13 protein-coding genes are annotated in these 20,008 nt (G+C 63.6%); 9 read left to right on the top strand and 4 right to left on the bottom strand.

Going from position 1 to position 20,008, the window contains the following annotated elements:
- Positions 1 to 13: 13 nt before the first annotated feature.
- Entirely contained in the window at positions 14 to 1,114 is a 1,101-nt protein-coding gene (locus B5F89_RS08785; RefSeq protein WP_087431412.1) for a transglutaminase-like domain-containing protein, read from the bottom strand.
- A gap of 287 nt (positions 1,115 to 1,401) precedes the next feature.
- On the opposite strand from B5F89_RS08785, the gene B5F89_RS08790 reads away from it, so the two are divergent.
- The 4 genes from B5F89_RS08790 to B5F89_RS08805 all read left to right on the top strand — a co-directional run bounded on the left by B5F89_RS08790 (position 1,402) and on the right by B5F89_RS08805 (position 6,923).
- Entirely contained in the window at positions 1,402 to 3,255 is a 1,854-nt protein-coding gene (locus B5F89_RS08790; RefSeq protein WP_087431413.1) for an ABC transporter ATP-binding protein, read from the top strand.
- On the top strand, positions 3,248 to 5,098 hold the full coding sequence (locus B5F89_RS08795) for an ABC transporter ATP-binding protein (protein WP_087431414.1): 1,851 nt from the start codon (positions 3,248 to 3,250) through the stop codon (positions 5,096 to 5,098). Before B5F89_RS08790 ends, B5F89_RS08795 begins: the two co-directional genes overlap by 8 nt.
- A gap of 403 nt (positions 5,099 to 5,501) precedes the next feature.
- Complete coding sequence (bilS, locus tag B5F89_RS08800; protein ID WP_087431455.1) at positions 5,502 to 6,035, top strand: flavodoxin family protein BilS; 534 nt, start codon at positions 5,502 to 5,504, stop codon at positions 6,033 to 6,035.
- A gap of 114 nt (positions 6,036 to 6,149) precedes the next feature.
- The gene (locus B5F89_RS08805) at positions 6,150 to 6,923 is read left to right on the top strand and encodes a tyrosine-protein phosphatase (protein ID WP_087431415.1); all 774 of its coding nucleotides are present in this window, start codon (positions 6,150 to 6,152) and stop codon (positions 6,921 to 6,923) included.
- Between the two features lie 9 nt (positions 6,924 to 6,932).
- On the opposite strand, the gene B5F89_RS08810 is transcribed toward B5F89_RS08805, so the two are convergent.
- A complete protein-coding gene (locus B5F89_RS08810; protein ID WP_087431416.1) occupies positions 6,933 to 9,236 on the bottom strand; it encodes an LTA synthase family protein in 2,304 nt (767 codons plus the stop codon).
- A gap of 217 nt (positions 9,237 to 9,453) precedes the next feature.
- Between B5F89_RS08810 and B5F89_RS08815 the strand changes: the two genes are divergently transcribed.
- A complete protein-coding gene (locus tag B5F89_RS08815) occupies positions 9,454 to 10,254 on the top strand; it encodes a nitroreductase family protein (RefSeq protein ID WP_087431417.1) in 801 nt (266 codons plus the stop codon).
- Positions 10,255 to 10,381: 127 nt separating this feature from the next.
- Here B5F89_RS08815 and B5F89_RS08820 read toward each other — a convergent pair whose 3' ends face one another.
- Positions 10,382 to 12,349, bottom strand: a complete 1,968-nt coding sequence (locus tag B5F89_RS08820) for a KUP/HAK/KT family potassium transporter (RefSeq protein ID WP_239286731.1) — start codon at positions 12,347 to 12,349, stop codon at positions 10,382 to 10,384.
- A gap of 252 nt (positions 12,350 to 12,601) precedes the next feature.
- Positions 12,602 to 13,804, bottom strand: a complete 1,203-nt coding sequence (locus B5F89_RS08825; RefSeq protein WP_087431419.1) for a class I SAM-dependent methyltransferase — start codon at positions 13,802 to 13,804, stop codon at positions 12,602 to 12,604.
- Positions 13,805 to 14,245: 441 nt separating this feature from the next.
- On the opposite strand from B5F89_RS08825, the gene B5F89_RS08830 reads away from it, so the two are divergent.
- The 4 genes from B5F89_RS08830 (at position 14,246) to B5F89_RS08845 (ending at position 19,928) form a co-directional block, all read left to right on the top strand.
- On the top strand, positions 14,246 to 14,737 hold the full coding sequence (locus B5F89_RS08830) for a MarR family transcriptional regulator (RefSeq protein ID WP_087431420.1): 492 nt from the start codon (positions 14,246 to 14,248) through the stop codon (positions 14,735 to 14,737).
- Positions 14,730 to 16,544, top strand: a complete 1,815-nt coding sequence (locus B5F89_RS08835; RefSeq protein WP_087431421.1) for an ABC transporter ATP-binding protein — start codon at positions 14,730 to 14,732, stop codon at positions 16,542 to 16,544. The genes B5F89_RS08830 and B5F89_RS08835 overlap by 8 nt, the downstream gene beginning before the upstream one ends.
- 151 nt (positions 16,545 to 16,695) lie before the next feature.
- Entirely contained in the window at positions 16,696 to 18,594 is a 1,899-nt protein-coding gene (locus B5F89_RS08840) for an ABC transporter ATP-binding protein (protein ID WP_087431456.1), read from the top strand.
- A 446-nt stretch (positions 18,595 to 19,040) separates the two neighbouring features.
- Positions 19,041 to 19,928 (top strand): aldose 1-epimerase family protein, encoded by an 888-nt coding sequence (locus B5F89_RS08845; RefSeq protein WP_087431422.1) that lies wholly within the window; start codon positions 19,041 to 19,043, stop codon positions 19,926 to 19,928.
- Positions 19,929 to 20,008: the final 80 nt, after the last annotated feature.

Genomic DNA, 20,008 nt, shown 5'->3' on the forward strand with positions numbered 1-20,008 from the left:
CGCCCTTCTCGCGCTAGTAGGTGTATCGATCGGTGTAGCCGCTGCCGTCGCCCACGGTATCGCCCGCGCCCGCCGCCGCAAACGTGATGTCCACGCGGGTCCAGGTGTTGGGGTCGATCCGGATGGCAACGCTGGTCCAGCTGCCGTTGATGTAGACCATGTTCCAGGCGTGGTAGACGCCGTCTGGGGCAACATAGCCCGTGATGATTTTGGTGGGGATGCCGAGGCTCCGCAGCATCGCGGCGGCAAGCGACGCGTAGTCAAAGCAGATGCCGCTTTTGGCCTCGAGCGTGGCGTCGGGGTCGGGCACGTAACCCGTGGTGCCGCTCACCTGCGCGGCTTTGTCGTAGTCGTAGGTGATGTTCTCGACAAGCCACGTGTAGACGCTGCGCATGACGTCGCCCTCGTTGGCGGCGTCGGCGGCAAGTTCGCGGGCGAGCGCCACGCAGGCGCTGTCGTCGTTGTAGCTGCAGAAAAGGTTGGGGCGCAGGTACGGCTCAAACTCGCTCGCAAGCGTAACGATGGCGTCTGCGCGGGCGATTTCCACATAGTTGTTGCCGCTTGTGTTTTGCATGACGCGGAAGGCGTAGGCGCCGTCGCCCATGTTGAGGGGTGCCACGATGGGCGTTCCGTCGCCGGGGAGGTCGTAGTTGTAGCTCATCTCTCCGCAGACAACCTGCAGCTTAAGGCGGTTGGCGTTTTGGGCCGAGGCCGCCACGTAGCCCTCGGCAAGGTGCGAGGTGTCAATGCTCGCCCCGGCGGAGGTGGTTGCGGACGCCGCGTCAAAGGTGGCCTGCGTGATGGACGTTGGCTCCTCAAAGGCGGGGCCGCTTGTCTCGCCGTCGGTGGCGTCCGCGGCCGCGCCGCCCCCGCCGCCGTTGCCTGCGGATGCGTCGTCGCCGCATGCGGAGAGCGTAAGCGCGAGGCCCAGGGCGCAGACGACGGCCAGGCGGGCAACGCGGGCGGTCGGGCGGCCACAAGGGACGGTGAACCGGGCGGAGAGCGCGGCAAGGCGGGCGGCGAGCCGGCGAAGCGCCTGCTTGGGCGAGGTGCGCGGCCGCCGCTTTTCGCGCGCGCTGGGGGAGAGCTCCGGTATGTAGCGCGCGTCTGTCACGTGACCTGCCTATCGTTTGCCGTGTTGCTCGCTATTATACCGTTCGCCCCTCCCCCAAACTGCATCATCGCAAGCGACCTGTATTTGGTGCAGTGCGCGCGCGACAAGAAGAGGCTCACATTTTCTTGAGGCGCGCGAGCGGGCACGCTTCAACAGGTCGTGAAAAAGCGACCCGACCTGCCCGTGTGCGTACGCCCACGCGGCAGCGTGCCGTATCATTATGACGTTTGGGCGGTTTACGGCGCGGCCGTCCGGCGCACCATCCCAACGCGTCTGTGTGAGGCACCATGCTTAAGCTCGCCCGCCGTTTTTTTGGCAGGTTCCGCCTGAACCTCATCATAGGCCCCCTTTGCAAGCTCATCGAGGTTGTCTTTGACGTGCTCACGCCCATTGTGGTCGCCCTTATGATCGACGAGGGTGTCAGCCGCCACAGCCTGCCGACCGTTTTGTTCTACGGCGGCGTGCTCGGCGTCTTTGCGCTTGTGGGCATCGCGTTTGCCCTCGTGTGCCAGAAGATGGCGAGCCGCGCCTCGCAGGGCATTGGCACCGAGATTCGCGCTACCCTCTACCAGCACATCAACGAGCTCTCCTACACCGAGCTCGACCACTTTGGCACGCCCTCGCTCATCACTCGCATCACCAACGACGTCAACCAGGTGCAGCTTGCGGTGGCGCTCGCCATCCGTCAGCTCATCCGTTGGCCGTTGCTTGCAGTGGGGTCCATGATCGCGGCGCTCGCCATCGACTGGCATCTCGGCCTCATCTTCCTCATCTCCACCCCCATCATCGCGGGCGTCTTTTGGTTTGTTATGGCTCGCTGCGTGCCGTTCTTTAAGGAGCTGCAGGCGCGCCTCGACCACATTGCCCTGCTCACGCGCGAGGGGCTCTCGGGCGTGCGCGTTATCCGCGCCTTCGCGCGCGGGGCACACGAGCGCGAGCGCTTCCGCCGCGCTGCCGACGACCAGGCTGCCGTGGCCATCGCCGTGGGCAAGCTGTCGTCGCTTTTGAACCCGGTGACCTTCCTCGTGATGAACCTCGCCGTCTGCGCCATCCTCTGGCAGGGCGGCGGCCTGGTCGACACGGGCGAGCTCAGCCAGGGCGAGGTCATGGCGTTTGTGAACTACATGACCCAGACGCTGCTCTCCATCGTGTACGTCGCCAACCTCGTGGTGGTCTTCACCAAGGCGAGCGCCTCGGCCTCGCGTATCAACGAGGTGCTCGACTGCGCGCCCACCATCGTCGACGCACCGGACGCTGCGGTGCCGGTGCTTGTGGGTCCCGCTGCGGCGCCGGTGCTTGCGGGTCCCGCTGCGGTGCCGTCGCTCCGTATGGCAAACGCCGCCTTCACCTACCCCGGCGCCATGCGCCCCGCCGTTGCCGGTGCCGACTTCTCGCTCATGCCGGGGCAGACTTTGGGCATCATCGGCGGTACCGGCTCGGGCAAGTCCACGCTTGTGAACCTCATCCCGCGCCTGTACGACGCAACCGAGGGCACGGTCGAGCTCTTTGGTCGCGACGTGCGCACCTGGCCGCTCGCCGAGCTCAGGCGCGCCGTGGGCATCGTCCCGCAGAAGGCGAGCCTGGTCTCGGGCACGATCCGCTCAAACCTCACCTGGCGCGACACAGGCGCCTCAGACGACGAGCTCTGGCGCGCGCTTGAGATTGCCCAGGCAGCCGACTTTGTGCGCGCGAACCCCAAGGGGCTCGATGCGCCGGTCGAGGCGGCGGGCAAGAACTTCTCCGGCGGCCAGCGGCAGCGCCTCACCATCGCGCGCGCCCTGGTGGGCGACCCGGCCGTCCTCATTTTGGACGACTCCGCCTCGGCGCTCGACTTCAAGACTGATGCGGCGCTTCGCCACGCTATCCACGTCCGCTCGCGCGAGGGCGCGGTAGCGGGTGGCGTGCCCCTCACCACGGTTATCGTGAGCCAGCGCATCTCGTCGGTCCGCGAGGCCGACCTCATCTGCGTCATGCGCCGCGGCCAGGTGGTGGGCCTGGGCACGCATGACGAGCTCATGCGCGCGTGCACGGTCTACCAGGAGATTTTCTACTCGCAGTTCAAGCGCGAGGAGGCCGAGGGTGCTACCCCGTCCGCCCCGCTTGCTTCGAGCGACACTAAGGAGGTGGCCGAGAATGCCTAACCCCTATGCTTCCACCGGCTCGGTGGCAACCGTTACCTCGAGCATCGCCGGCGGCGCCGACGACCTTACCGGCGGCGGCACGGGCTCGGCGCCCAAGCTCTCCACGGGCACGGTCCTCGCCCGCCTCGCCGCCTATGTGCGCCCGCACGCAGGGCTGTTTGTGCTGTCGTTTATCTCGGCTGCGGTGTCGGTCATTTTGCAGCTGTACGTGCCGATCCAGATCGGTCGCGCCATCGACATCATCATTGGCCCCGGCCAGGTCGACTTCGAGGCGCTGCTTGTGCTCGCGACGCAGCTCGCCGCCGTGGTTGCCGGCGCCTCCGTCACCCAGTGGATCCAGGGCTACTGCATCAACCGCCTCTCGTACCGCGCGGTGCGCGACATGCGCGTCGAGACGAGCGAGAAGATCGGCCGCATGCCGCTGTCCTTCATCGACGCGCACCCGCACGGCGACCTCATCAGTCGCGTGGTAAACGACGTCGACCAGGTGGGCGACGGCCTGCTCCAGGGCTTCACGAACCTCTTCACGGGCGTCGTTACCATTGTGGGTACGCTCGTGTTCATGCTCACGGTTTCGGTCCCCATGGCCATCGTGGTCGTGCTCGTCACGCCGCTGTCCATTGTGGCGGCGGGCCTTATCGCCAAGCTCTCCAACAGGAGCTTCGCCGCGCAGCAGCGCATCCAGGGCGAGCTCGGCGCGCATGTGGAGGAGTACGTTGGCCAGCAGAAGCTCGTGGCGGCCTTTGGTTTTGCGCCGCGCGCCGAGGAGCGCTTTGGTTCCCTCAACGGCGAGCTCTACACCGCCGGCGAGCGCGCGCAGTTTTTAAGCTCGCTCTCCAATCCCGGCACGCGCTTTATCAACAACATCATCTACGCGGTGGTGGGCGTGTTCGGTTGCGCGTGCGTCATCACCGGCTGGCCTGCGACTCTCACGGTGGGCGGCGTCCAGACGTTCCTCTCCTACGCCAATCAGTACACCAAGCCGTTTAACGAGGTCACAAGCGTTATCACGCAGATCCAGACGGCGTTTGCCTCGGCCCGCCGCGTGTTTGCGCTCGTCGATGCGGCGGAGGAGACGCCCGACGCGCCCACCGCGATTGAGCTTGCCGACCCGCAGGGCGACGTCCAGATCGAGCACGTCGACTTCTCCTACGTGCCGGACCGACCGCTCCTGCGCGACATCTGCGTGCACGCCCGCCCCGGCATGCGCGTGGCGCTTGTGGGCCCCACGGGTTGCGGCAAGACGACCCTCATCAACCTGCTGCTGCGCTTCTACGACGTTAACGCCGGGCAGATCCTGCTCGACGGGCACGATATTCGCCAGCTCACGCGCAAGAGCCTGCGCGCGGCCTTTGGCATGGTGCTGCAGGAGACGTGGCTCTTCGAGGGCACGGTGGCGGACAACATCGCCTACGGCCGCCCGGGCGCCACGCGCGAGCAGGTCATCGCCGCGGCGGAGCGCGCGCACGCCGACTCGTTCATCCGCGCGCTGCCGCAGGGCTACGACACGGTGATCGGTGAGGACGGCGGCACGTTCTCGCAGGGCCAGAAGCAGCTTCTGTGCATCGCACGCATCATGCTCACCGACCCGGCAATCCTGCTGCTTGACGAGGCCACAAGCTCTATCGATACCCGCACCGAGCTGCAGGTACAGGCGGCCTTTGACCAGCTCATGAGCGGACGCACGAGCTTTATCGTGGCGCATCGCCTGAGCACGATCAGAAACGCCGACTGCATCCTCATGATGCGCGACGGCCAGATTATCGAGCGCGGCACGCACGACGAGCTCCTCGCCCGCGGCGGCGCCTACGCCGAGCTCTACAACGCCCAGTTCGCGGAGTAGGGGAGCGGCGGCTGACGCCCCTATTGACGATACAGCCTCCGGTAAACGCTGAGAGCGCCCTCTTGCAAAGACGCGTGTATCGATATGTGCGGGCCGCTAGCGTTGCAGGTGCCGATTTCCCGTGACTATGTCTGAGCAAAAGTTCGTTTTGCGACGGAGCATTTCGAAAGTTCCCAGCTCAGGGCGTTACTGTGTTTAGGGGCTGTTCGACATAGTCACAGGAAATCGGTGCAGATTGATGAAGCGGTGTCCTCCGATGCGTCGAACGCGCCTGCGCGGAGTTTGTCTGTTGGCGCTTGGCGGGAGGCTCGGGCGCGGTTGCAATTTGGCCGTATGGGTACAACGCTTGCAGCACAGAAGACAAAGGATGCGGCGCGGCGGCGCGCTCGGAGAGGGGCAGATCATGAGCTACGCGATTGTTTGGGCAAGCAAGGGCGGCAACACGGCTAAGGTGGGCGAAGAGCTCGCGCGTTCGCTCGCAGCGGCTGGCGCAGAGTTTGCTTATGCAGGCGCCCTTCCTGCTGCGGGCGCGCCCGAGGAGGCGCAGATCCTTGCAGCGGATACCGTGCTCGCGGGTTCATGGACCGATAAGGGTGATTGCGACCCGGCGCTTGCCGAGTTCCTCGCCAAGCTCGATGGCAAGCGCGTGTTCCTGTTTGGCACGGCGGGCTTTGGCGGCGACCCGGCGTATTTTGAGCGGATTCTCGGCAACTTTAAGAAGCACTTGCCTGTGGGCGCAGAGCTTCTGGGAGGGGCGATGTGCCAGGGCAAGATGGGCGCCGGCATTCGTCATCGCTACGAGGCCATGCTTGCCGAGAATCCTGAGGACGCCCGCGCCCAGGCGATGATCGCCAACTTTGATGCGGCGCTCGCGCATCCTACGGACGATGACCTCGCCCAGATTGTGAGCGTGGCGCTCGAGGCTCTTGGTCTCTAGTCTGTAAGGGCTTCATCAGGCGCCTGACAGCCCGTCCGGCGTCGGTAGAGGGCTACGATATACTCGAACGATGCGCCGAATATCTCGGTGCTATCTGGCATTAAAGGAGAGAGCATGTCCGCTGCCGCGCACACATCGGTGCCGCTCCGTCTAAGCGGGGCGCATAACGTGCGCGACCTGGGCGGCTTCTCCTTTACGGACTCCGATGGCACTACGGGCACCACGGCAAAGGGTGTCTTTCTGCGTTCCGGCTCGCTCACGCGCCTCACCAAGCGCGACCGCGCGACGCTGCGCGCCTACGGGCTCGTGCGCGTTATCGATGTGCGCAGCAACTTTGAGCTCAAGATCTTTCCCGATCCGTACAGCCGCCGCCCCGAGCCCGGCATCGACTACCGCCACGTCCCCATGCTCGACCAGCTCAACTCCAACGGGTTCCAGGGGCTTTTGCCCGAGAGCATGTTTGCGGTCTACCGCGACCTTCTTGACGAGGGGCAGGAAGGCTTTCGCCTGCTTATTGATGCGCTCGATGTTGATGCGGGGTGCGTGCTCTTTCACTGCCGTGTGGGCAAGGACCGCACGGGCGTGATCGCGATGCTTCTGCTCGACCTTGCCGGCGTGGCGCCGCGCGACATCATTGCCGATTACGCGGCGAGCGAGCGCTACATGGGCGGCTTTTTGCGCATACAGCGCGTGGGCGCCTCGCTGCTCGCGCGGCGTATCGTGCCCAAGTGCCTGTTTGAGGCTAGCCCGTCCGAGATGGAGCGAACGCTTACCTACCTGTACGAACGCTACGGCAATGCCCGGCGTTTTTTGGTGGACACCTGCGGCTGCAACGCCGCGACCGTCGAGCGCATCTGCCGTCGCTTGCAGGGCCGCACGGCAAGGTAACCAAAAACGTTATTTGATCTTGGTTGTGCCCGGCGCGAGGTTGGGGTCCGTCTCGTTCGCTGCGCTCTGCAGCGTCTTGATAAAGATGCCATCGCCGTGTCCAAAGAGCTTGAGGTACTGAATCAGCGACAGGTCGTAGCGCGTATTCACCGCGGCGTCGCCCGCCTCGGTGGTGGTCTCGTCTGCGCTAGTGCCCGTGAGGTACCACGTGCCGCGCGCGTCGCAGAAGCCGGTGGTGTTGATGGCCGGCATGCTTTCGCGGGCGGTGAGCTGCGCCTTCTCATAATCGGTGAGCGGCGCGCCAATGAGCTGCTTCATAAGGGCGCCGAGGTAGTTGATCGAGGTGTCGATGTTCTCGCTCGTCTGGCTGTTGCCTGCGACATCGTAGTTTGCCCAGATGACGTAGTCGGTCTGCCAGAGGCGTTCGGCGTGGGTGGCCTCGTCCTCGCCGGTAAACCAGGCGTCGTTGTACTTGTCGGGGAAGAACGGCTGGTGGTCGCCAAAGAACACCACGACCACCTTGCGGTCGAGCTGACTGAGCTCGGCAAGGAACTGCTCGAGCGCGCGGTCGGACTCCTGAATGAGCGCGAGGTACTCGTTGACCTCGGCGTCGTATTCGCCGTCGACGAGGTAGTTGGTCTGTTTATCGCTCGGCAGAAGCCCCGTCTCGTAGCCGGAGTGGTTTTGCATGGTCACGTCGAAGATGAACTGCGGATCGCTGTTCTCGTCGAGCATCTGGAGGATCTTGTCGTAGGTGGCCTCGTCGGTCACCATGCCACGGAGTTTGTCAGCACCCTCAAAGTCCTCGATGGTGAGGAACTCGTCAAACCCAAAGTCGTTATAGACGTTCTCGCGGTTCCAGTTGGTGCCGTGGTTGGGGTGCATCGCGGTGGTGGTGTAGCCAAGCTCGCTGAACTGCTCGGCGAGGTTCTCGGTCTGCGTGAGGTTGTAGGTCGAGTACGGGTACACGCCGTTGCCGAGGTAGGCCATGGAGTTGCCGGTGAGGAACTCAAACTCGGTGTTGCAGGTGCCGCCGCCGTACGCAGAGACGTAAAGCGTGCCGCGCGCCACGGCGTCGGAGATGCTCTTAAAGTACGTGGGGCCCTCGTAGTCGGCGTGCAGGTTTTGATAGATGGAGAGGTCGGAGAAGGTCTCGTTCATGATGGCGATTACCGTGGGCTTCTCCTCGTCAAACTGCGCGGCGGCCTGGGCGCGCTCCTCGCTTGTGCCGGCGCCCTCGTCGTAGCTGGCAGCATAGCTGTTGAGCAGCTCCTCGGCCTCGGAGGCGGAGTAGTCGCGCGGCTTGGGCGGGATAATGGTTTGGGCGCTCGTGATGAATGAGGGGATGTAGCCCTGGCGGTAGAAGCTCTCGAGCGGGCGCCAGGTGTAGATCTGGATACCGAGGGTGTTGTAGTAATCGATGAGCGTTACGTGCGCGGTGATGCCGCCGAGGCAAAGTGCGCCCACAAGCAGGTTGATAAGGAGCGCGCGGCGGGTGCGGCGAGCGCGCTCGGGTCGCCAGAGGCCGGCGATGATGAGCGCGAGCACACCGAGCGCGGCTAGCGCGATGCCGTAGATGCAGTATGGCGAGAGCAGGTAGGTGTAGCCGGCGCTTACGGCGGCGGCGGTGCTCAGGGCAAAGAGATCGCCGGGCTGGATGGGCATCGACTTGAAGAGGATGACAAAGTATTCGGCGATGCCGAGGGCGCAAAGGGCAAGCGCGAGCACAGCCGGAGCGGTGGCGCGGCGCTGGAAGAGGAAGAACAGGCCGGCGAGCGCCGCAGTAACAAGCGCGTACTCAAGCAGAAGGCAGAGGGGATACATCCAGAAGATGTCGTGGTTGCTGGGGATTTCGAGCCCCAGGGTGGCAAACACGCCGGCCACAAGCAGGGCGATAACGGTTGCGCACATGGGATGAGGGAAGCGGCCGCCCTCGGCAGTGAGGGTGCGGACGCGCACGGCCAGGTGCGGGCGGGCAAAGCAGCATACGGCGGTGAGCGTGAGGACAATGTTGGCAAAAAGCGCCGAGAACAGGTCGTTCTCCACAAGACCGAGCGTAGCCCAGACGCCAATGAAGAGCTGGATTGCACAGATGACGATGCCCCAGGCAATGCCGCTCTTGCGGAAGAGCGCGGGCTGCGCCACTGCGGTGTTGCTCCCTGCGGTGGGCGCGGCGTGTGCTGCGCCGTTGGTGCCGGCGGGGGTGGCGGCGCCGGCGGTGCCAACGATGGCGCCCGCAAAGCGGGTGTTGGCGAGGATGCCGAGCGCGATGCTCGCAATCAAACCAATATATGAGATGACGGCTACGATCATGGTGACCTTCCATCTCCGTCGGCGCGGCTACGTGCGCGTTTGCCGACGCCTAATCAAATGCTTACAAACCAACGCCTTATCGTATCCTTCACGTGTCAAGAAAATGTCGACATGCGGTTTGTCCGCCGAAAAGCTACAACGCCTAAGATAAACGCAAGAAAGATCACAAAGCCGCCGCGGCCATTGGGCGCTCGCGGCGCGGTGCGAGGAGGCTCCCATGACCAACATTGATGCGCTACCCCAAGCTGTTGCCACCAATGCAACGCTGGACCTTATCTGCCGGAGGTCCTCGACCCGTGCGTTTGCGGACGCGCCGGTTGACGAGGCCCAGCGCCAGGCGGTGCTCCACGCGGCAACGCGCGCGCCCTCGGGCGGTGCCATGATGATGTACTCGATTATCGACATTCGCCGGCGCGAGACCATCGAGCAGCTCGCGGTTCTCTGCGACAACCAGCCCTTTATTGCCAAGGCGCCGTGGGCGCTGGTGTTTGTGGTCGACTACGCAAAGTGGATGGACCTCTTTGTTGAGCTGGACTGTGCAGATGCCGAGGGTACCGGCCCGCGCCCGCCGCTGCGAGGGGAGCTTGCCATCGCCGCGCAGGATACGGTTGCGGCGGCTCAGACCGCGGTGATCGCTGCGGAGGCGGTGGGCCTGGGGAGTTGCTACATTGGAGATGTGGTCGAGCATGCCGAAGAAGTGGCGGCGCTTCTTGACCTGCCACCCTACACGCTGCCGCTCTCTATGTTGGTTTTGGGCACGCCCGCCAAGGAGCGCCCCGCCACGCCGCATCCCACGGTCAACATCGTGATGGAGGAGCGCTACCATCGCGCCGACGCAAGGGTGCGCGCTGCGCAGATTGCAGAGATGGACGCCATGTTTCGTCCGCACGCTGCAGAGCCCGGGGCCCGCGTGCGCGACATCTACCAGCGCAAGCACACGAGCGACTTCATGGCCGAGATGGACCGGTCGCTCGCGCTTTGGTATCAAAACTGGACGGGCGAGGCGCCGCTTTTGTAAGCTGCACCTCGCCCGCGTCAAACCCGTATGCGCTCAAGCGCTTGGGGGTATGTGGTCACGCCTTAGGCGTATGTGGCCTAGTCCTAGGTGGATGCGGCCACGCCCTTAGGCGTATGTGATCAAGCCCTTAGGGGCGGTCGTTCGGCCCGATACGGCGCATGCGCTCAACCTCTTTGAACTTGGTGAACATGGGCACGTACTCGATGGAGACGCTGGAGTTCTCCAGACCGTACCAACGTGCCGGCGAACCCGCCCAGCGGCGGATTGCGTACTTGAGCGCGATGGCGGTGCGCTCGTGATGGTCCACGTCGCTCTCGGGCGAGAGGGTCTTGCGCAGCATGAAGAACATGAACGAACCCACGGGGCCCGGCTTCTTGTAGACCGAATACTCGTGCACCTGCGCGGGCAACTCGCCGGTGGCGGAAAGGTCCTGAACCACCTGGCGGAGGTAGGCGTTAACGCGCTGTGGCACCTTGTAGCCAAGGTAGAGGTGCACGCGATAGACGTAGTCGGTGTCAAAGTTCTCGACTGAGTACGCAAAGGTGTGCGGCTCGTCCATCGTCTGGATGTTGATGAACCACCAGGCCTTGGCGCGCTTGGGGTGCTTGTCCAGGATCGAGTAGAGGATGTCGCGATCGAGGAAGTCCGTGTTGGTACCGTTGGTGAGGTAGACCAGGTTGTCGCTCACGAGGTCGTAGGTGGTGTCGTGACGCAGACGGTCGAGCTGGTCAAGGTAGTTCTTGATGGGCAGAAGCGTTGCCTGACGGCGCTCGACGGCGGTGCCGGCGTACCAGCAGAGCATGATTGCCATAATGAGCGCGGCCATAAGCAGGGTGAAGTAGCCGCCATGGAAGAACTTGGTGAGCGAGGAGATGAGGAACGAGCCCTCAAGCAGCGCAAAGAACGCCACAAAAATCCAGGGGAACACCTTCACACGGCGAAGCTTGTGCAGATAAAAGAAGAGCAGAAGCGTCGTGCAGAGCATGGTGATGGTGATGGCAAGACCGTAGGCCGCCTCCATGTGCGCGGAGCTCTGGAACAGCAGCACAACGATGGCGCAGCCGATCCACAGCACGTAGTTGACCATGGGGATATAGAGCTGACCCTTGGTCTCGGCCGGATAGAACGTCTGCATGTGCGGCATAAGGTCGAGGCGGATTGCCTCAGAAACCAGGCTGAAGGCGCCGGTGATGAGCGCCTGCGAAGCGATGATGGCTGCCGCGGTGGAGAGCAGAACCGCGAACGGACGGACGCCCGGGTCGAGCATCTGGAAGAACGGGTTCAGGTCCTCGATAGCGAGGAGCTCGGCATTGCCCGCGTTGGAGAGCAGCCACGCGCCCTGGCCGAGGTAGGAGAACAGCAGGCAGATTTTAACGAACGGCCAGGTGGCGTAGATGTTGCCGCGGCCGACGTGGCCCATGTCGGAGTAGAGCGCCTCGGCACCGGTGGTGGCGAGGAAGCAGCTGCCAAGAATCATAAAGCCTGCGTAGTTGTTGGGCGAAAGCAAGAACTGGATGCCGTAGAGCGGGTTGATCGCCAAAAAGACGATGGGGTTGTCGACCACGTGCATGAGGCCCATGACGCCGAGGAAAATGAACCAGAGCGTCATCACGGGGCCAAAGGCGCGGCCGATTTTGCTCGTGCCGGCGCGCTGCACCACAAAGAGCAGGCAGATGATGGCGAGCGTGATGGCGACGACGTTCATCTGGTTATCGCCAATGACCTGGTAGACCTCGGGGATGGTGCGCAGACCCTCGATAGCCGTCGTCACGGTGACGGCGGGGGTGAGGATGCCGTCGGCGAGCAGCGCCGAGCCGCCGAGCATGGCGGGGATGATGAGCCACTTGCCAAAGCGACGCACGATCGAGTAGAGCGCGAAGATGCCGCCCTCGCCGTGGTTATCGGCCTTGAGTGAAATCAGAACGTACTTGACGGTGGTAAGCAGCGTCACCGTCCAAATGACGAGCGACAGCGCGCCGAGCACGAACTCCTGGTTCACGCTCATGATGCCGCCGTTGCCGGCGACGAGCGCCTTGGTGACGTACATGGGCGACGTTCCGATGTCGCCGTAGACAACACCCAAGGTGACGAGCATCGCGCCGATGCTCACCGGGATAGCGGGATGCGCCCCGCTTGCGGCTTTATCGGTGCCCTTTGCGGTGGCCGATAGGTCGCCGGTAGATTGTTTGCTCATGGAAGAAAGCTCCTCTAAGACGCCTGCGATGCCGTCTACCTGCACGCGGGTGAGCCCGGTTCAAAGCAGACGATGGCCGAGGTGCCCCACGAGGAGCATGCTCGGCCTGATGATGGGCATTATAGCTATAGTGAACCCACTACGCTAGAGCTTCTACCTGCTGTTCCGTACGTTGCGGACGAGGTAGCAGCGGTGGATGCGGGCGTTGCGCGAGAAGTCCTCGGGAATCGTCTCGGCGGAGATGTCCTCAAGCACGACCCCGCGGCGCTCGAGCTCGCGGACGTTGGGCCTAAAGGTGCGCAGGTTGCAGCTAAAGATTGCCTCGCCGTCGTCGGTCAGCAGGCCCGCCACGCCGCAGAGGAGCTCCACGTGGTCGCGCTGCACATCCCAGGTGCGCTGACCCATCTTACTCGAGTTGGAGAAGGTCGGCGGGTCGCAGAAGATAAGGTCCCAACGGTTGTCCGGGTTTTTGCGCATCTGGCGGATCCACGCCAGCACGTCGGCACGCACAAAATGGTGCTCGGGGCCGGTGAAGCCGTTGCGCACCATGTTGCGCTCCGCCCAGTCGAGGTAGGTATTAGAGAGGTCAACGGTTACCGTCTCCTCCACGCCGGCGTCGGCGGCGTAGCAGGTAGCCGTGCCCGTGTAGGCAAAGAGGTTCAAAAACCAGCGACGCCCGCGCGCGTGCTCGCGCACAAGGCCGCGCGTCACGCGGTGGTCGAGGAAGATACCGGTGTCGAGGTAATCGTCAAAGTTCACCTCAAAGGTGAGACCGCCCTCGCGGATAAGCGGGTGGGCGAGGGCATCGCCTGCCGCCGCTGCGCCGCTTGCGGGTGCTTTACTGCCTGCGGCCGATCCGGTTGAAGCCGCGCCAGCTTTGCCGACGGTCGAAGTCGCGGCGCGGGAGCCGCTTGCACGGCCAAGGCCGCCGTGGCGCGGGTCGGCCTCGCCGGCGAGGGCGTACTGCGAGCCGCCACGCGCCCGCAGGCGTTCGCGGGCGTGCACGTGGTCGGCAGGCACGTCGAGCACGCGCGGCGCAATGGCAAGGATGTCGGTCATGCGGGCGTGGGCGAGCGCCGGGTCGACCGTCTTGGGCGCGGCATACTCGGCGATAACGAGCCAGCGGCCCGGTGTTTCGGGCGCGCCCTCGTACAGATCGATGGCGGCGGCGTAGTCGGGGAGGTCGGCGTCGTAGACGCGGTAGCAGGTGATGCTCTCGCGCGCTGCCCAGCGGCGGCGCAGACGTGCGACCTTGATGAGACGCCGAGCAAACTGCTCGGACTCGGGCACGAGCACGGGTATGGGCTTGCCTTGGCCCACGTCGACGGTGGCCTGCGGCTTTTGATAGTCGGTCATGCGTGCTCCTTACCCTATGGGGACGGCTCTCATGGTAAAGCACCGGCCGCCCTTTGCCCCGCTTCATGCAAAAAGTGAGGTAATGAACCCGGCTGCCGTTTCTTGCAAAAAATGAAGTAGTGAACCCGATAATGCGCGATTCAGCGCCTTGCCGGCGCCGGGTTCACTACCTCACTTTTTGCAGGGAGAGCCGCATCGGGTTTTCGGGCGCAGTGCAGACCCCACTGCTTCGGTACTCGCCGATTCACGCGGCTCCGCTAGCTGCAGCGACTCGTGCCGCCCGCCTGCGCTCGGAGCAGGTGGAAAGACGTTACTTGACCCATCAATTGTTAAGAACCCGTACAATATTGCAACCTAATGATTTGGTACCTTGATAGTTGCGGATGAGGGGAGTAGACTTCTCCCGTCAAATCAAGTTGGGAGTATAGAGGGGAGGAACGTATGTGTGACAAGCAAGAACAGAACGTGGACGATACCGCCGCTGCGGCGCAGCCCACTGACGAGGCGGCGCAAGCTGCCGACGACCTCGCGCGCGAGCTGCTGCACGGCCTCGGCTTCTGCGGGCACTATCTCCACTTCCGTAACGGAGGTATGTCCGGACGAGCGCCTATCATCTGCCTCATCGCCAAACGCGGCGGCCAGATGTCGCAGCAGGAGCTCGGCGCCAGCTTTGAGCTCAAGCCGGGGTCACTCTCGGAGGTGCTCAACAAGATGGAGACCTGCGGTCTCATCGAGCGCAAGCGCAACCCCGAGGACCGCCGCCAGCTTACGGTTCGGCTCACCGATGCCGGCTTTGAGCAGGCACGCCTCGAGCAGGAGGGCCGTACCAAGTTTCGCGCCGAGGCGTTTACGTGCCTCGACGACGCCGAGAAGCTCCAGCTTCTTGACATGCTTAAGCGCATTCGTACCAGATGGGAGGAACTAGATGCTTAAAACCCTGATGGCAAGCATCCGCGAGTACCGGAAGGCGGCCATCGCGACCCCGATCATCGTGTCCGGCGAGGTGGTGATGGAGGTGGCGATCCCGTTCGTGACCGCCCAGCTCATCAACACCATTCAGGCCGGGGCCGGGGTGCACGAGATGCTGCCCTACGCGGGCATCCTGATCGCCATGGCGCTCGCCTCGCTCGCCTTTGGTATCGGCGCGGGCATCACCTGCTCCGAGGCCAGCTGCGGCTTTGCCAAGAACCTGCGTCACGACGTCTTTGCCGCCGTGCAGCGCTTCAGCTTCGCCAACATCGATCAGTTCTCGAGCTCCTCGCTCGTGACCCGTCTCACGACGGACATCACGAACGTCCAGCTCGCCTACATGATGGTTATCCGCACCGCCATCCGCTGCCCGATGCTGCTGCTCGCCGGCATCGTCATGGGCTTCATCATGGGCGGCCCCATGGCCATCGTGTATGTGATTGTCGTGCCGCTTCTGGGCTTTGGTCTCTTCAAGGTTGTGCGCACCGTGCACCCAATCTTCCGCGCGGTCTTCCATAAGTACGACGCGCTGAACGAGTCCATCGAGGAGAACGTCACCGGCATGCGCGATGTCAAGAGCTACGTGCGCCAGGAGTACGAGAAGGAGAAGTTCGGCCGCGCCGCTCAGGACGTCTGCCGCGACTTCACCCGTGCCGAGAAGATCCTCGCCTTCAACGCGCCGATGATGAACCTCGCCGTGTTCACGGTTTTTGCCGTGGTCATCCAGTTCGGTAGCTACCTCATCGTTTCCACCAAGGGCGTGGCGCTGAACGTCGGCCAGTTCTCGGCACTCACCACCTACGGCTTCATGATCTTGATGGCCCTCATGATGGTGTCGATGGTCTTTGCCATGATCACCATGGCGCAGGAGTCTGCCGAGCGTATCGTTGAGGTTATCGAGACCGAGCCCACCATCAAAAACCCGGAGAATCCGGTGATGGAGATGGCGGATGGCTCCATCGACTTTGACCATGTGACGTTCAAGTATTCCGAGAAGGCCGAGAACGCGGCGTTGACCGACATCGACCTGCACATTCGCTCCGGCGAGACCATTGGCATCATGGGCGGCACCGGTTCGGCTAAGACCTCGCTCGTGAACCTCATCAGCCGCCTGTACGACGTGACCGAGGGCTCCGTCAAGGTCGGCGGCGTGGACGTGCGCGACTACGACCTCGAGTACCTCCGCAACAACGTCGCCGTGGTGCTGCAGAAAAACGTGCTCTTCTCGGGCACCATCAAGGAGAACCTGCGTTGGGGCGACCCGAACGCCTCCTACGACGAGCTCGTGGAGGTCTGCAAGCTCGCTCAGGCGGACGAGTTCATCCAGGGCTTCCCGCAGAAGTACGACACCTACATCGAGCAGGGCGGCACCAACGTCTCCGGCGGCCAGAAGCAGCGTCTGTGCATTGCGCGCGCCCTGCTGAAGCGCCCGAAGGTCCTCATCCTCGACGACTCCACGAGCGCCGTCGACACCAAGACCGACGCGCTTATCCGCGAGGGTCTGGCGAGCTACCTGCCCGACACGACCAAGATCATCATCGCGCAGCGTACAAGCTCCGTTGAGCATGCCGACCGCATTCTCGTGCTCGACAACGGCCGCATCGCCGGCCTCGGCAGCCACGCCGAGCTCATGGAGAACTGCGAGATTTACCGCGAGACCTACATCTCGCAGAACCGTACCGGTGAGGAGGGCGCGGAGGCAGATGCCGCCGCCGAGCCCGCGCCGCACGTTGAGCACGCCCTGGAAGGAGGTGTCGCCGATGAGCAGTAAGACCGAGTTCACCGAGAAGGACTTTGAGGCCGAGGTCGAGCGCGTGAGCGCCGCCTCCGGCAACGACAACTCCTACCCGGCGCCCCAGAAGCGCGACCCGCGCTACGTGGATGAGAACGATACGCGCCAAAACGTCGCCGGCCGCCGCGCCATGCCCCAGAAGAAGGGTATGGGCGTTCAGCTCAAGACGCTCGGCCGCGTCATCAAGACCCTGTTCTCCTTCTATCCCAAGATGCTGCCGCTCGTGCTGGTGTTCATCATCATTTCCGGCATCCTGGGCACGCTGCCTGCGACCTTTATGCAGCGCGCGCTCGAGATCGTGACCGCTGTGTGGCAGACGGGCGACTGGGCGAGCGTGTCCGGCCAGATCACCACGCTCACGCTCACGCTTATTGGCATGTACGCCATCATCCTCGTGCTGAACTTCAGCTACACCCGCATGATGGCCATCATCACGCAGGGCTCGCTCGAGAAGTTCCGCGAGAAGCTCTTCGATCACATGCAGGACCTGCCGATCAGCTACTTCGACACGCATCAGCGTGGCGACATCATGAGCCACTACACCAACGACATCGACACGCTTCGCCAGATGATTGGCCAGTCGCTGCCCAACATCACGCTCACCATCGTCACCATCTGCTCGGTGACCTGCGTCATGCTCTACTACAGCGTGTGGATGTTCCTCGTGGTTATCGCCGGCGTGCTCTTTATGGCTTACATGACCAAGACGCTCGGCGGCCGCTCCGCCAAGAACTTTGTTGCGCAGCAGAAGGAGATTGGTGTTGTCGAGGGCCACGTCGAGGAGATCATGAACGGCCAGCGCGTGGTGAAGGTCTTCTGCCACGAGGATGCCGCCCAGGAGGACTTCGACGTCCGTAACGAGGCGCTCTTCCGTGCGTCGCGCGCTGCGAACCTCTACTCCAACACGCTCGGCCCCATCCTCATGAACCTCGGCAACCTGCTCTACGTGGTCGTGGCGCTTATGGGCGGTGTCTTTATTGCCTATCAGGTGCCCAACCTTTCGTTCTCGGGCCTGCCGCTCACCATTGCGGTGGCGGTGCCGTTCCTGAACATGACCAAGCAGTTTGCCGGCCAGATCGGTCAGATCTCGCAGCAGATCAACGCCGTGGTCATGGGCCTCGCCGGCGCCGAGCGCCTCTTCGAGCTGCTCGACGAGGAGACCGAGCATGACGAGGGCTACGTGACGCTCGTCAACACCAAGATGGAGAACGGCAAGATTGTCGAGACCGACAAGCGCACCGGCCGTTGGGCGTGGAAGTGGCCGCACCACACCGGTGAGACCGAGCTTGTGCCTCTCGAGGGCGACGTGCGCCTCTTTGACGTGGACTTTGGCTACAAGCCGGGCCACACGGTGCTGCACGACATCTCCGTTTGGGCAAAGCCTGGCCAGAAGATCGCCTTCGTGGGTGCTACCGGTGCCGGTAAGACCACCATCACGAACCTGATCAACCGCTTCTACGACATCCAGGACGGCAAGATCCGCTACGACGGCATCAACGTCACCAAGATCAAGAAGGACGACCTGCGCCGCTCGCTCGGCATGGTCCTGCAGGACGTGAACCTGTTCACGGGTACCGTTATGGACAACATCCGCTACGGTCGCCTCGACGCAAGCGATGAGGAGTGCATCGCCGCCGCCAAGCTCGCTGGCGCGCACGGCTTCATCGAGCGCCTGCCGCAGGGCTACCAGACGATGCTTACCGACAACGGCTCGAATCTGTCGCAGGGCCAGCGTCAGCTGCTCTCGATCAGCCGTGCCGCCGTCGCCGACCCGCCCGTCATGATTCTGGACGAGGCGACGTCGTCGATCGACACGCGTACTGAGGCTATCGTGCAGCGCGGTATGGACGCCCTCATGAACGGGCGCACCACGTTCGTGATTGCGCACCGTCTGTCGACCGTCCGCAACTCCGATGCCATCATCGTGCTCGACCACGGTCGCATCATCGAGCGCGGCAGCCACGATGAGCTCATCGCCAAGCGCGGTACGTACTACCAGCTCTACACCGGAGCCTTCGAGCTCGAGTAGTCGCGCGGACCGACGAACTGTTCGTTGCAACGAGCCCCGTCGCAGGTGCCAGTGCCTGCGGCGGGGCTTTATGTTGTCATGCCCCGGCGGCTCGAGAGGGCTCGAATCGTTCCTTTGCGCCAGCCCAAGTCGTTCATGAGCGTAAAGAGCGTGGGCTTTCGGGACACTTTATCTAGCTAAAGCAACTATCTGGGAAAACATAGACGCTTTTCCCTGAAAACAAGAGCAGCGATAGCTAGGGCACCGTTTTTACGCTCATAAGCGACTTGAGCCCTGGAGCGGTGTGGTGCGGGGCGACTGGTGCGCGGCAACCGTCTGCGGATGAACCGCCGCGCGCGCCCGCCGCAACGGATAAGATAGGTTGAGGAGGCCGGCGCGGGCCGGTTTACTATCGGTATGGTCGGGTTTGACGGGAAGACCCGTCGCCATCTGCGAAAGGGGCATTGATGTCTAGCGTCGTCACTATCCAGAAGGGCGGGCTCACCGCCAAGATTGACTCCATGGGCGCCGAGCTCCAGAGCCTCGCACTCGACGGGCGCGAGTATCTCTGGCAGGCGGACCCGGCGTTTTGGGGCAAGCACGCGCCGGTGTTGTTCCCCATTGTGGGCTCCATCCGCAATGACGTTGCCGAGTCTGCCGAGGGTCCGTGCCATATGGGTCGCCACGGCGTGGCGCGCATCAACGAGCATGAGGTGGTCTCGACCTCCGACGACGGCTCGAGTGTGACCTTCGAGCTCGTGAGCAACGACGAGACGCGCGCGCAGTACCCCTACGACTTCAAGCTCAACATGACATATGCCATCACGGGCGACGCCACGCTCACGCAGACCTTCCGCGTCGAGAACACGGGCAATGTTGACCTGCCGTTCTCGGTGGGTGGGCACCCGGCGTTCAACATCCCGGTCGAGGGCACCGACGAGGCGTACGAGGACTACGAGTTCCGTTTTGCCGAGGCGTGGACGGCCGATTGCCCCAAACTCGTTGAGGGCGGACTTGCCACGTACGAGGATACGTTCCGCACGGTTGACGGCTCCGATACGCTGCCGCTCACGCGCGACATCTTCCGCTACGACACGATGATTCTCGACCACGTGCCCGGCAACACCCTCTCCCTCGTGGGCACCAAGTCGGGCCACGGGATTCGCGTCGACTTCCCCGGATTTGACTTTGTGGGCGTGTGGGCGGCCCCGGGTGCGCCGTTTGTGGCGCTCGAGCCCTGGACGGGCACGACCACGCTCGATACCGAGGACGACGTGCTCGAGCACAAGCACGACATCACCATTCTCGAGCCCGGCGGGGTTTTCGAGCGTTCCTTCGACATCACGCTGCTGTAGGGCGGCTCCGCCGCGGGCGGCACAAAAGAGCGATTTGGGCGAGGCGGTGCGCTTCTGGCGCGCCGCCTTTGCCATGCCGG

The sequence above is a fragment of the Collinsella sp. An307 genome, from assembly GCF_002161805.1.
In the GTDB taxonomy this organism is placed as follows: Bacteria; Actinomycetota; Coriobacteriia; order Coriobacteriales; family Coriobacteriaceae; genus Coprousia.